The 14,205-nt window shown below is 41.1% G+C and carries 11 protein-coding genes; 3 read left to right on the top strand and 8 right to left on the bottom strand.

The window, feature by feature from the left end; genetic code table 11:
• Window positions 1-2 precede the first annotated feature (2 nt).
• Complete coding sequence (locus tag E4635_RS02130; protein WP_135524958.1) at window positions 3-1,358, bottom strand: TlpA family protein disulfide reductase; 1,356 nt, start codon at window positions 1,356-1,358, stop codon at window positions 3-5.
• 127 nt (window positions 1,359-1,485) lie between these two features.
• On the opposite strand from E4635_RS02130, the gene hutH reads away from it, so the two are divergent.
• The gene (gene hutH / locus E4635_RS02125) at window positions 1,486-2,988 is read left to right on the top strand and encodes a histidine ammonia-lyase (protein ID WP_135524957.1); all 1,503 of its coding nucleotides are present in this window, start codon (window positions 1,486-1,488) and stop codon (window positions 2,986-2,988) included.
• Between the two features lie 491 nt (window positions 2,989-3,479).
• Here the strand turns inward: hutH and E4635_RS02120 are convergent, their stop codons facing one another.
• The 6 genes from E4635_RS02120 to E4635_RS02095 are packed head-to-tail and all read right to left on the bottom strand — an operon-like array spanning window position 3,480 to window position 9,267.
• On the bottom strand, window positions 3,480-3,743 hold the full coding sequence (locus tag E4635_RS02120; RefSeq protein ID WP_246020641.1) for a GldL-related protein: 264 nt from the start codon (window positions 3,741-3,743) through the stop codon (window positions 3,480-3,482).
• Window positions 3,718-4,296 (bottom strand): TMEM175 family protein, encoded by a 579-nt coding sequence (locus tag E4635_RS02115; protein ID WP_135524956.1) that lies wholly within the window; start codon window positions 4,294-4,296, stop codon window positions 3,718-3,720. The genes E4635_RS02120 and E4635_RS02115 overlap by 26 nt, the downstream gene beginning before the upstream one ends.
• A 14-nt stretch (window positions 4,297-4,310) precedes the next feature.
• The gene (locus E4635_RS02110) at window positions 4,311-4,769 is read right to left on the bottom strand and encodes an SRPBCC family protein (RefSeq protein WP_135524955.1); all 459 of its coding nucleotides are present in this window, start codon (window positions 4,767-4,769) and stop codon (window positions 4,311-4,313) included.
• Window positions 4,770-4,780: 11 nt separating this feature from the next.
• Window positions 4,781-5,293, bottom strand: coding sequence for a DUF421 domain-containing protein (locus E4635_RS02105; RefSeq protein WP_135524954.1), 513 nt, complete (start codon window positions 5,291-5,293; stop codon window positions 4,781-4,783).
• A gap of 4 nt (window positions 5,294-5,297) precedes the next feature.
• The gene (gene rimK / locus E4635_RS02100) at window positions 5,298-6,662 is read right to left on the bottom strand and encodes a 30S ribosomal protein S6--L-glutamate ligase (RefSeq protein WP_169630183.1); all 1,365 of its coding nucleotides are present in this window, start codon (window positions 6,660-6,662) and stop codon (window positions 5,298-5,300) included.
• A 58-nt stretch (window positions 6,663-6,720) separates the two neighbouring features.
• Window positions 6,721-9,267 carry an ATP-dependent Clp protease ATP-binding subunit gene (locus tag E4635_RS02095; RefSeq protein ID WP_135524952.1) on the bottom strand — a complete coding sequence of 849 codons (2,547 nt, stop codon included), beginning with the start codon at window positions 9,265-9,267 and terminating at the stop codon, window positions 6,721-6,723.
• Between the two features lie 258 nt (window positions 9,268-9,525).
• Between E4635_RS02095 and gyrA the strand changes: the two genes are divergently transcribed.
• Together gyrA and E4635_RS02085 are read left to right on the top strand one after the other, a co-directional pair.
• Window positions 9,526-12,057, top strand: a complete 2,532-nt coding sequence (gene gyrA / locus E4635_RS02090) for a DNA gyrase subunit A (RefSeq protein ID WP_135524951.1) — start codon at window positions 9,526-9,528, stop codon at window positions 12,055-12,057.
• Window positions 12,058-12,082: 25 nt separating this feature from the next.
• Window positions 12,083-13,354, top strand: a complete 1,272-nt coding sequence (locus tag E4635_RS02085) for a tetratricopeptide repeat protein (protein WP_135524950.1) — start codon at window positions 12,083-12,085, stop codon at window positions 13,352-13,354.
• A 51-nt stretch (window positions 13,355-13,405) separates the two neighbouring features.
• Here E4635_RS02085 and E4635_RS02080 read toward each other — a convergent pair whose 3' ends face one another.
• Complete coding sequence (locus E4635_RS02080) at window positions 13,406-14,167, bottom strand: C40 family peptidase (RefSeq protein ID WP_135524949.1); 762 nt, start codon at window positions 14,165-14,167, stop codon at window positions 13,406-13,408.
• Window positions 14,168-14,205: the final 38 nt, after the last annotated feature.

Here is a 14,205-nt window from a genome sequence, read left to right as displayed (position 1 = left end):
TATTATATTCCCAATTCCTTGAATTTTTCAATCAGTTTTGGGTCTGAAGGACGTGGCGCATCTGCAGAAACAATATTTCCATTCGGATCAATTAATATGAATCTTGGGATGCCTTCAATAGCATAATCCGTAACAAATTTAGAATTCCAGTCATTGTCTGCAATCAACTGGATACCTCCCAATTTTTTCTCTTCCACGAACTTTCTCCATTTGTCGTAGTCTTTTTTAGCATCAATAGAAAGGCTTACGAATTCAATATTCTTCCCGTGGTAATCCTCTTCCACTTTTTGCAAACTAGGGATCTCGCGTCGGCAAGGACCGCACCAGGTGGCCCATACATCAATATACACATATTTCCCTTTAAGGCTTTCCAGTGTTGTTTTCCCTCCTTTGAAATTTTCATATTCAAATTTCGGAGATGCGTTCCCGGAAATCAGTGTTTTGATTTTGTTGAATTTTGCAGTAAGGTCATCCTTGAATTTTGTATCTGTGGAAAGCGCCATCAATTCATTGTAAAGGCTCGCAGCATTTGGGTTTCCTGCGCCAACTTCATACGCCACATTCTGGATGCGGGCATTTTTAATGGCGGTGCTTTTGATTTTTTTAATTTCCGGAACGGCAAAAGCAGCTATATATTCGGCATCTTCACCTGCTTTGCTGGCAATACCTTCATTAAATTTAGCCTCAACAATCTGTTTGTAGGTATTCGAGAACAGGAAATCTGCCTCATTGTCCAAATTGATCGACGCATCGAATTTAGGAAAAGACTCCGAAGCCTTAAAATCTTGTATTTTAGCGTAATGCGTATGGTAACTAGGATAATTGATAAGCTGGAGCTGCTCTAAATAAGCAATGTTTTGCGCTTCTTTCTCCTTAAAATAAGCATCGGAAAACTTGGTGCTTTTGTAAACGGCCGTTATAGCGGTTTTCATGTCTGCGATTTTTTTCAAAAAAGGAACTTCATCCAGTTTGTACAATTCCTCATTGCTGACAGCCATGACGATTTTGGATTTTTCGAGCATGTATTTGTTCTCGGCGCTTCCTTTTCCGGTGTACAGCAAAGTCCCGCTAAAGTTTTTATCATCAGCGGCAATGTTCAATTTGGTTCCTTGCCCTAAATAAACCCCGCCACGGTTGTTTTTTGTCGAAAGGAGATAAAACCCTTGGTAATCAATCGAAAAAGTCTCCGAAAAGGTTCCGTCAGCGTTCAGTTTGATTTCTTTTTCAAAACCTTCGCCTCTTAATTTGATTTTCCCGTCTTCCGTATTGGTGATCTTTCCGGAAAGCGTAACGGTTTCTTTTGGCGTAGTAAACGAGGCCAGCAATACTACCAATGCCAAATAAAGTGTGTGTTTCATAATCAGGTCTTTTTTTAGTTGTCCAAATATAGAAAATATGGGTAACAAATTATCATAACGAAATACTAATAATAAATCTTGCATTTTAATAATTGTTTACGGAATTTTGAACTTTCAAAATATAAAAATGAATCCAACACATTATATCACTTCAGATGTTATTTCAATAGAAGAAATAAATCAGATCGTTTACGAAGGAAAAGAAATCGCCCTTTCAGAAGAAGCCAAATTAAATATAGAGAAATGCCGCGCCTACCTGGACGCTAAAATGCTAAAGAACGAAACGCCCATTTATGGTATCAATACCGGTTTCGGATCGCTTTACAACGTTACCATTTCAAACGAAAACCTGACCAAGCTCCAGGAAAACCTGGTGATGTCACACGCGTGCGGCACCGGGGACGAAGTGCCTCAGGAAATCGTAAAACTGATGCTGCTGCTTAAAATCCAATCCTTGAGCTACGGAAATTCAGGAGTGCAATTAGTCACTGTGGAGCGTTTGGTTGATTTTTACAATAATGATGTCCTTCCGGTGGTTTATACACAGGGTTCCCTTGGTGCTTCCGGTGATTTGGCACCTTTGGCCCATTTATCATTGCCATTGCTTGGCGAAGGAGAAGTATATTATGAAGGTTTCCGCCAGCCGGCCCAAAAAGTATTGGACAAAATGGGATGGAAGCCTATTGTATTGCAATCCAAAGAAGGGCTTGCCCTGCTTAACGGTACGCAGTTCATGAGTGCGTATGGTGTGTATTCTTTGCTGAAAGTTTCCAGGCTTACCTATATGGCCGACGTAATCGGCGCCATTTCCTTAGAAGGATTTGACGGGCGCATTGAACCTTTCAATGAGCTTATCCACCTGGTTCGCCCGCACAAAGGGCAAATCAATACGGCAAAACGTTTCCAGGAATTGCTCGAAGGCAGCCAGATTATAGCACAGCCTAAAAAACATGTCCAGGACCCGTATTCTTTCCGTTGTATCCCGCAAGTGCACGGTGCTTCAAAAGATGCCATCGATTATGCGAAGAAAGTCTTCAGGACCGAAATCAACTCGGTAACTGACAATCCCAATATTTTTATCGAAAGCGATATGATTATCTCCGGAGGGAATTTCCACGGGCAGCCATTGGCTTTAGCCTTGGATTTCCTGGGAATAGCCGTAGCCGAATTGGGAAGTATTTCCGAAAGAAGGACCTACCAGCTCATTTCAGGCTTGCGCGAATTGCCGGCATTCCTGGTAAGCAACCCGGGGCTCAATTCCGGATTTATGATCCCGCAATACACCGCAGCGAGTATTGTAAGCCAAAACAAACAATTGGCCACACCGGCAAGTATAGACAGCATCGTTTCCTCAAACGGGCAGGAAGACCACGTAAGTATGGGGGCGAATGCTGCTACCAAAGCCTTGAAAATAGTAGAAAACCTGGAACGCATCCTGGCTATTGAACTAATGAATGCCTCACAGGCAATCGAATTCAGAAGGCCTTTGAAATCCAGTGATTTTATCGAAATGTTCCTCAAAGCATACCGTGAAGAAGTACCTTTGGTAACAGAGGATCGTATTTTGCATTATGATATCGAAAAATCAATTGCTTTTTTGAACAGTTTCCAGATCGATGACATGGAATAAGGAAAGCATACTCCATAAATAACCACAACAGCCTGTATGACACAAATATACAGGCTGTTTTTTTTATGCAAAGAGACAACTCTTTCTTAAAATCTTGAAGGTCTATTTTAAATAGAAGGTACTTTGTTTTAAGTTGGAGAACATTTGTTTTAAATTGGAGAAGGTTTGTTTTAAGTTGGTGAAGGTTTATTTTAAGTTGGTGAAGGTTTGTTTTAAGTTGGAGAACATTTGTTTTAAGTTGGAGAACCTTTGTTTTAAGTTGGAGAACATTTGTTTTAAGTTGGTGAAGGTTTGTTTTAAGTTGGTGAAGGTTTATTTTAAATTGGTGAAGGTTTATTCTAAGGATAAGCTACTTTGTTTTAAGTAGGAGGCACTGCTTTGCAAAATAGCGCCCCTTTTTTCAAAACAAAACGATTCCTTTCCAAAATACAAGGAGCGTATTTTCGAAGCAATAGCAGTACTTCCGTCAAAGGAATACTTTTTAAGGCAAATTATTTATCCAGGAAATCGTTTTTAGAAGCTGCAAGCTTGATAATCAACAGTACACCTGAAAAGGCTTCACCCAGCATGCCTATCAGCAATAATGAGGAAGCACCTGTCCAATGCATGATTTTCAGCAAGGCTCCAAGAGTTGTAATAATAGAAGCTAAAACAAAAATGATGATGATGTGTTTGTATTTCATGGTTAATTTGTCCTGGTTTGGAATTGGTTTTTTAAAATGAGAATCCTTATCCGTTGCGAATAATCTTTTCAATCCTTTTATCAGGAATGAGCCACATCATCGCCACTAAAAAATAAATGATCCCTGAAAGCATCGGGCTGAAATTAGCGCACACAATGCCCAAAAGATACATAATAGGAGAGAGTTTTCCTTTGTAATCCTTGCCTATTGCTTTGGCTAAAACAGAATCCGGGCCATGGGTTTTTATAATGATACTCTGAAGGATAACATACGCAATACCGGCCATTAAAAGATTAGCGCCATATAAGATCATAGGGAACGGAGCCATGTGGTTTTCTCCCATCCAGGCGGTTACAAACGGAATCAGGGACAGCCAGAAAAGCAAGTGGAGGTTGGCCCAAAGCATCGCTCCCGAAATTTGTTTTACCGTATGCATCATATGGTGGTGGTTGTTCCAATAAATCCCGATATACGTGAAACTGAGCAGGTAACTCAGGAAAATAGGGAACAGCGGTTTCAGGGATTCAAAGTCGGATCCGTGCGGGACTTTCAGTTCCAGGACCATAATGGTGATGATAATGGCCAAAACGCCATCGCTAAAAGCTTCTAATCTGGTTTTATTCATGGTATGGATACTTGTTATTGTGGAAATCGGTCACCTACTAAATTCAATTGGATGCCGTGCTCCAAATACGCTTTCAAACCGGCCAGGACTAAAGTAAAACCTTCCGTCGAATCCCGTACCTGCGCGATAATTTCTGCTGCATTTCCTTTGATGCCACTGTTTACGATACTCACAAAAGTCTCATTTTCACTAATCGGTTTGAAAGTCCATTCAACCGTTGTGGTTTCTTGATAATTTCCCCATTCAATACTGATGAGTTCGTCAGGGATGGCTTTTTTTACAAAAACCGTTACCGTGTGGTTGTACATTTCCCAGGTCCAGTCAACTTTGGCACCGGTTTCTATTTTTCCGCTGCTTTTGGTAAACCAGAATTTAGTAGTGATTTCCGGGTTGGCAAAAGCCTCGAATACTTCCCTGGCTGGCTTGCGTATAAGCATTTCGGCCATGGCAAAATTAGGATCGGCTGTTTTCATACTAATCGTTTTTATACAGATTTGCTCAAAGTTTTATGTATCCTGCGTTTGTGGTGTGTTTGCCTTAATTCTTCTTTCCCCGAAATAATACTGATGTTGCCGTCTATTTCGAGCATCGCCAAACGCACTTCTTTGTAAAATTGCACACCATGTTCCCTCATGGCTTCTTCCAGTTCTTCCGAAGTAATTCCCAGCTTGGCCAGGATACTGAAATCGATTTTACCGTTATGGATCAGTATTTCCGGTTTGTCCTGGATGAAAGTATTGATGGTTTTGGAGTTGAACATGATCTTTTTCAAAAGAAAACTCACCAAAAACAACACAAAAGCAGCCAGCAAGCCCCCTAAAAGGCTCGTGTTGCTTCCTACCATGGCATTTTGCACCGAATTGCTAATCAGGAGCACCAAGATGACATCGGCGGTATTTAATTGCGATAATTCTTTCTTGCCAAAAAAACGCAGTGCGAGTACCATAAAGAAATATACGGCTACACTTCTGAGGATAATGTCAAGGTAAGGGTTCATGCGATTATTGCCATTTAAAATTTTTCTCTATCGCTTTGATCATTTCCCCGGCGATATCTTTTTGCGTGGCGCCTTCAATTCCTTCCAATCCGGGAGAAGAGTTTACTTCCAGCAATAACGGCCCTTTTGCCGAGCGGATAATGTCCACGCCGGCCACTTTAAGGTTCATTGCTTTTGAAGCCTTGATGGCAATTCGTTTTTCTTCTGCCGTAACTTTTACAATAGAAGCCGTTCCTCCCATATGGATATTCGCCCTGAATTCCCCTGGAGCGGCTTCCCGTTGCATGGCTGCGACCACTTTGCCGTCCACCACGAACAAACGCAAATCCTTTCCATTGGCTTCTTTGATGAATTCCTGAACCAATATATTGGCATTTAAGCTTTTAAAAGCATTGATTACCGATTCTGCAGCTTTTTTGGTTTCGGCCAAAACAACACCTTTTCCTTGCGTTCCTTCCAATAATTTTACAATAAGGGGAGAACCGCCTACCATTTTGATCAGGTCGTCGGTGTCTAAAGGGGAATTGGCAAAACCGGTTGTAGGGATATCCACACCGTTGTTCAGTAACAACTGCAATGAGTATAATTTATCACGGGATTGGGTGATGGCTGATGCCGAATTGAGGGCAAAAACTTTCAATGACTCGAAATGCCTTGTCAAAGCACAGCCGTAGTAGGTCATGCTTGGGCGTATCCTCGGGATCACCGCGTCAAAATCATCCAGGACTCTTCCGCCACGGTAATGGATTTCAGGTTTTGTTGCATCTAGTTTCATATAGCAATATTTCAAATTCAGGAAATGCATTTCATGGCCACGCATTTCTCCTGCTTCGATAATCCTTTTATTGCTGTACAGTTCGGGATTACTGGCCAGAAGGCCTATTTTCAATCCTTTTTTGTGGGTTTCCGTATAATAATGTGTTTTTAGGTTTTCGGTGGAAGGCTGTCCCAATTGGAATCTTTTTTCAGGATCGACAATCAATCGGCCTAACATGGCTTCACGCCCTAAAAGCATCCTGTATCCCATGGAATCCCTGTTGGTTAGCGTTAGTTCGACGCCCCAGGTATCTTCACCAAGTTCCAGTTCAGTCCTGATCACATATCTTTTCTCCCGGAACCCGCTGGAACTTTTTACGACGCGCTGGTCTACAAGCTGTGCTTCACAATGGATAACCGCTTTTTCATTGTTCTGTAACGGATTGATATCGAATTGAATCCAATCGACACCGTGTTTTTGGAACATTTTTATATTGACTGCATGCAGCGCAGAGGTTTTGGCCCCGGAGTCTACACGGGCTTTGATAAACGGGATTTTTAGAGTAGGGAAGGAACACCATTCTTCGCTTCCTACAATTACTTTTTCAGACATGATAATTAAATTGAAGAATCTAAAGTAGTACTTTTTTCCTAAAAAAGAAAAAACCTACTTAATTAGTAGGTTTTTCAGCTTTTATGATCGAAACTTTGAGTTCCTGCGTGTCCGGATCCAGGTCCATTTCCATTTTATCACCTTCATGGATTTTGGAAGTGATGATTTCCTCGGCAAGCACATCCTCAACATATTTCTGGATAGCTCTTTTTAAAGGCCTTGCACCAAATTGCCTGTCGAAACCTTTTTCGGCAATATAGGCTTTGGCTTTATCGGATAAAGAAAGGGAATAACCCAAATCTTTCACACGGGCATACAATTTGTTCAATTCGATTTCAATGATAGAATTGATGTCTTCTTTTTCCAGGGCATTAAACACGATTACATCGTCGATCCTGTTTAGGAATTCAGGGGCAAATGTTTTCTTTAAGGCATTTTCGATAATACTTTTTGAATTTTCATCTGCCTGTGAAATTTTTGCCGCCGTACCAAAACCTACTCCTTGTCCGAAATCCTTCAATTGACGGGCTCCGACATTGGAAGTCATAATGATAATCGTATTCCTGAAATCGATTTTTCGTCCCAAACTATCGGTCAGGTAACCGTCGTCAAGCACCTGCAGCATCATGTTGAAAACATCGGGATGCGCTTTTTCGATTTCGTCCAAAAGCACCACGCAATATGGTTTACGGCGTACTTTTTCAGTCAATTGCCCTCCTTCTTCATAACCTACATATCCCGGAGGTGCTCCTACAAGTCGGGAAATAGAGAATTTTTCCATGTATTCGCTCATGTCCAGGCGGACTAAGGCATCTTCCGAATCAAACAATTCCTTGGCAAGTACTTTAGCCAATTGTGTTTTACCAACACCGGTCTGGCCTAGGAAAATAAATGAACCGATTGGTTTGTTAGGGTCTTTCAGTCCGGCACGGTTACGTTGGATCGAACGGGCAATTTTAAGTACCGCATCGTTTTGTCCAATAACTTTGTGCTGGATCAATTCCGGCAGGTTGGCCAGTTTGTTGCTTTCGGTCTGTGCAATCCTGTTTACCGGGATTCCGGTCATCATCGAAACGACATCGGCAACGTTGTCTTCCGTGACCTGGATGCGGTTGTTTTTAGAGTCCTCTTCCCAAAGTTCCTGCGCCATTGCCAGGTCTTTTTCCAGTTTTTTCTCGTCATCGCGGAGTTTTGCCGCTTCTTCGTATTTCTGGCGTTTGACAACGGTGTTTTTCAACTCGCGTACTTCTTCCAATTGACGTTCCAAATCCAAAATTTGTTTCGGTACGTCGATATTGGTAATGTGAACACGGGAACCGGCCTCATCCAAAGCATCAATAGCCTTGTCCGGCAAGAAACGTTCAGACATATAACGGTCTGTTAACCTTACGCAGGCTTCCACTGCTTCTTGAGTGTAGGTTACATTGTGATGGTCTTCGTATTTGTTTTTGATATTGTTCAAAATGGTGATTGTTTCCTCAACAGAAGTTGGGTTTACAATAACTTTTTGGAAACGTCTTTCCAACGCGCCGTCTTTTTCAATATACTGGCGGTATTCGTCAAGTGTCGTAGCTCCGATGCATTGGATTTCGCCTCTTGCCAAAGCTGGTTTGAACATATTGGAAGCATCCAGCGAACCGGTAGCGCCACCAGCACCGACGATAGTGTGGATCTCGTCAATAAAAAGGATGATGTCGTCATTTTTCTCGAGTTCGTTCATCACGGCCTTCATACGCTCTTCAAACTGCCCGCGGTATTTTGTACCGGCTACAAGGCTTGCCAGGTCTAGGGTAACAACCCTTTTTCCATATAAAATCCGGGATACTTTCTTTTGGATGATCCGCAGGGCCAGCCCTTCTGCAATGGCAGATTTACCTACTCCGGGTTCTCCGATAAGCAATGGGTTGTTCTTTTTTCTACGGCTCAAAATTTGAGAAACACGTTCAATTTCTTTTTCACGGCCTACTACAGGGTCTAATTTCCCTTCTTCCGCCATTTCGGTCAGGTCACGTCCAAAATTGTCTAAAACAGGTGTTTTGGATTTTTTATTCGACTTGTTGGCAGGATTATTGAAATTCCCTTCTTTTAAACTGTCATCTTGTCCTGAATCATCATTGTAAGACGATTCGTTTTTAGGAAAATTATCCTGAAAATCTTCTTCGTTTGGCATCATAGTTAAATATTGTTCTTTGGCTACATCGTAGTCGATTTTTAATTTATTGAGTAACTTGGTCGTAGGGTCATTTTCGTTGCGCAATATGCATAACAAAAGATGTGCTGTACTTATGGAAGAACTTTGGAAAACCTTCGCTTCCAGGAAAGTGGTTTTCAATGCCCTCTCGGCCTGTCTGGTCAAGTGCAGGTTCTTCTTGTCGTTTCCGGCCACAGGATTAGGGTTTGCAGGGCTTAAGATCTCTACTTTCCTTCGCAAATGTTCCAAATCTACCGAAAGGTTATTCAAGATATTGATGGCAGATCCGTTACCGTCCCGCAAAATCCCCAGCATCAAATGCTCGGTACCAATAAAATCATGGCCTAAACGCAATGCCTCTTCCTTACTGTACGTAATGACATCTTTTACCCTTGGTGAAAAATTATCGTCCATAATAGTGTGGTTATTAATGTAAATTTAGTGATTTAGGAAACCATATGCAAAAATCATTCCCTTCTAAAAGTACTGTCAGCTAATTGACAAAAAAATATCGAGAAAGAAAAGAGAATTTATGCTTTATTTATTAACCATTATAGCTGGGAAATTTGTTAATAAATCATTGAAATATGTTGGTTCAAATGGCTGTTAAAATTTCAGAAATCCGTATATTAGCACGTTTTGAAAATAAAATAAATTAATACAGAAATACTTATGTCTGACGGAGAAAAGTTAATTCCAATTAACATTGAAGACGAAATGAAATCAGCTTACATCGATTACTCGATGTCGGTTATTGTATCGCGTGCCCTACCTGATGTGAGAGACGGTTTAAAGCCAGTTCACCGAAGAGTTTTGTTTGGGATGCACGAATTAGGGGTTTATTCAAATAAAGCACATAAAAAATCAGCGAGAATCGTAGGTGAGGTATTGGGTAAATACCACCCGCACGGTGATACTTCAGTATACGACGCCATGGTCCGTATGGCGCAGGAATGGAGCTTGCGTTACTTATTGGTAGACGGCCAGGGTAACTTTGGTTCCGTAGATGGGGACAGCCCGGCGGCGATGCGTTATACCGAGGCAAGAATGAAAAAAATGTCAGAAGAGATTTTGGCGGATATCGAAAAAGAAACAGTTGATTTCCAGCTGAACTTTGACGATACGCTTCAAGAGCCAAAAGTAATGCCAACCCGCGTTCCTAACCTTTTGATCAACGGAGCTTCGGGTATTGCGGTAGGTATGGCCACCAATATGGCGCCTCACAATTTATCTGAAGTCATAGATGGTACATTGGCCTATATTGACAACAACGATATCGAGATTGATGAATTGATGCACCATATTAAAGCACCTGATTTCCCAACGGGAGGTGTTATTTATGGTTATGAAGGTGTCCGTGAGGCATTCAAGACCGGTCGCGGTCGAATTGTGATGCGTGCCAAAGTAAATTTCGAAGAAGTTGAAGGGCGCGAATCCATTATTGTTACCGAAATCCCTTATCAGGTGAACAAGGCGGACATGATTAAAAAAACCGCTGATTTAGTCAACGATAAAAAAATCGAAGGGATTGCCAATATCCGTGACGAATCGGATAGGAATGGTATGCGTATCGTATATATCCTAAAGCGTGACGCGGTTCCGAACGTCGTATTGAATACTTTATATAAGTTCACACAATTACAATCGTCTTTTAGCGTTAATAATATCGCATTGGTAAAAGGACGTCCGCAATTGCTGGACCTTAAAGACCTAATCCACTATTTTGTTGAACACCGCCACGATGTGGTAACCCGCAGGGCACAGTTTGATTTGCGCAAAGCGGAAGAAAGAGCGCATATCTTAGAAGGTTTGATCATTGCTTCGGACAATATCGATGAAGTTATCCAGCTGATCCGTGCCTCTAAAAATGCAGATGAAGCAAGAGAGAAATTAATCGAACGTTTCAAGCTTTCCGAAATTCAGGCCAAAGCAATTGTCGAGATGCGTCTTCGTCAGTTAACAGGACTGGAGCAGGATAAATTGCGTGCCGAATATGAAGAGATCATGAAATTGATCAATTATTTAAGGGATTTATTGGCGAGCAAAGAAATGAGGATGCAGGTAATCAAGGACGAGCTGATCGAAATCAAAGACAAATACGGTGACGGGCGACGTTCAACCATCGAATATGCCGGAGGTGATGTAAGTATTGAAGATTTGATTGCCGATGAGCAGGTGGTAATTACCATTTCGCATGCCGGTTATATCAAACGTACGTCGCTTTCCGAATACAAGACACAAAACAGGGGAGGAGTCGGACAAAAATCGGCCGGGACAAGAGACCAGGATTTCCTTGAGCAGATGTTTGTGGCAACGAACCATCAGTACATGATGTTCTTTACCCAAAAAGGAAAATGTTTCTGGATGCGGGTTTATGAAATTCCGGAAGGAAGCAAAACGGCAAAAGGAAGAGCGATCCAAAATTTGGTGAACATTGAAAACGATGATAAGGTAAAAGCATTTATCTGTACACAGGACCTAAAAGACCAGGAATACATCAACAGCCACTATTTGATTATGGTGACTAAAAAAGGACAGGTTAAGAAATCTTCATTGGAATTGTATTCAAGGCCAAGGGTAAATGGTGTTGCAGCCATTACTATCCGCGAAGACGACGAATTATTGGAAGCTAAATTAACCAATGGTGAAAGCCAGGTGCTTGTAGCGGTAAAATCCGGAAAACTGGTACGTTTTGAAGAAGGAAAGACACGTCCTATGGGAAGAACGGCTTCGGGAGTCCGCGGTATTACACTGGCAGACGACAACGATGAAGTAATTGGCATGGTTTCTGTTAATGATATGAACAGTGAAATTTTGGTTGTTTCGGAAAACGGGTACGGAAAACGTTCTTCTTTAGAAGATTACCGTATTACAAACCGTGGTGGAAAAGGAGTGAAAACCTTAAACATTACCGAAAAAACAGGAGCTTTGGTGTCTATCAACAATGTTACCGATGCGGACGATCTGATGATTATTAACAAATCAGGCTTGACGATCCGTATGATGGTCTCCGATTTAAGGGTTATGGGACGTGCCACGCAAGGGGTTCGTTTGATTAATATTAAAGGAAAAGATTCCATTGCGGCTGTAGCCAAAGTGTTACGTGAGGAGGAAGAAGATGTTGATGCTGAGGAAATTACCGACGAATTTGCGTCAGAAGATGTTTCAGATGACAGCCCGGAAACAGCAGAAGATCAGGAATAATTAAAATCTATTAAATACCTACATAATGAAAATCAAAAATTTAGTAATAGCTTCTTCATTGATTTTTTCTGTGTCGACATTTGCGCAGAAAGACGAATTAAAAGCAGCTGAAAAAGCTTTGAAAGCAGGAAATCCTGCAGAAGCAAAAACTGCCTTGACCCAGGCAGAATCATTAATTGCAAATGCTGACGACTCTCAAAAAGCACAATTTTATTTCCTAAAAGGGAATACATACTTTGATCTTTCCAAAAAGAAAATAGAGGCAGACAAAAACCTTGGTGAGGCTGCAAAAGCGTATAATGATTTAATGGAAGTTGAAAAAAAATCAGGAAAATCAAAATACACGGCTCAAGCGCAGGCCTCATTGCAGGAAGTGATAGGAGAACTTAGAAATAGCGCCGTTGCAGACAATAATGAAAAAAAATACAAGGAAAGTGCGCTAAAACTGTATCAGATCTATACTTTAGACAAAAAGGATACCATCATGTTGTACTATGCTGCGGGAACAGCTTCCAATGCGCAGGACTTTGATTTGGCCCTGGATTATTACAACAAGCTGAAAGAAATGAATTATTCCGGGAAAGCGACCAACTATGTAGCCAAGAGCAAGCTTAATGACCAGGAGCAGGTTTTCCCTTCTATGGCGGCTATGAACAATGCTGTGAAAATAGGTACGCATTCAGATCCAAAAGTGGAAAAAGTAGAATCTAAAAGAGGTGAAATCTATACTAATATTGCCAGGATTTATATCATGAAAAACGATATCCCGTCGGCAAAAAAATCAATTTCCGATGCGAGATCGCTTAATCCGGATGACACTTCGTTGCTTCTCGCCGAAGCGGATCTATACCTAAAAACGGAAGATTACGCTACATACAAAAAGCTAATTTCAGAAGCGTTGGTAAAAAGGCCTAACGATGCGGAATTGTTCTTCAACCTGGGTGTTATTTCTTCTAAATTCAAAGGCGGAGACGCAGAAGCAGAAAAAAATTACCTAAAAGCGATTGAAATCGATCCTAACTATAAAAATGCTTACGTTAATTTGGCTATTTTGAAACTTTCAAATGAAAAAGACATTGTAGAAAGCATGAATAAACTAGGGACTTCCGCTGCAGACAATAAAAAATACGATGCGCTTAAAGCAAAACGCGAAGCCATGTACAAATCAGCTTTGCCTTATTTGGAAAAAGCCGAACAGCTTTTCGCAAATGATAAAGACATCAGGTCAACATTGCTAAATGTTTACAACGCATTGGATATGACCGAAAAATACAAAGCACTTAAAGCTAAAAATTAAGAAATAATAGCATTTAAAAAAAACGTTCGCCTTATTAAGCGAACGTTTTTTTTATATAACTTTTTTGATTACCCGTAGTTTATGAGTATGCCTGTTGAGCTGCGCATTGTAAATACCGAGATGGTCAAGCCTGTCAATACGGACCTTCCCGCTGGCGTGAATGATATAATTATCTTCCATAATAATACCCACATGGATGATATTGCCTTCCTCATTGTCAAAAAAAGCCAGGTCTCCCGGTTCGCTTTCTTCGATAAAACTCAAGGCTTCTCCCTGGTTTGCCTGTTGCGAGGCATCCCGCAAAAGCTTGTAGCCATTCAGTTTGTAAACCATTTGAGTAAAACCCGAACAATCAATGCCAAAAGGAGTTTTTCCGCCCCATAAATAAGGTGTATGCAGGTACATAAACGCCGTATTGATAAGATTTGATTTGGGTTTGATCCCACTGGTTTTCAACCCTTCAAAGAAAAAATTTTCGGTATTGATCGCCTCATGGTTCAGAAAAGACAGCGAAGCCCCCAAAGGGATAGGCATCAGCAAATTATCAGGCGAAGTGATATATTCAATCAGGTCGTTATTCAGTACAATACTGTCTTTTGAGAGTTGCTGGAACTGGTTTTCAGTAATTTCCTGAAACTGCTTACTATCGATCCATCCTTCGTAGCCATCATACGCCAACTGGATTTTTGACCATTTCGGATTGTGTTCCAAAACAGTAAAATGTTCTCCAAACAAGACCTGCGAAACTAATTCGCTACGGTCACTCGGCTCTAATCGCAAAGGAATATTGGCTAAATTACAAACTCCGAACATTCAGGTTATTTTAAATTTGGAATGATGAATTCCGGATT

The sequence above is a fragment of the Flavobacterium humi genome (assembly GCF_004745595.1).
GTDB lineage: Bacteria > Bacteroidota > Bacteroidia > Flavobacteriales > Flavobacteriaceae > Flavobacterium > Flavobacterium humi.
The sequence above is the reverse complement of the archived record's forward strand: the minus strand, read 5'-3'. Positions and strand labels throughout refer to the sequence as shown.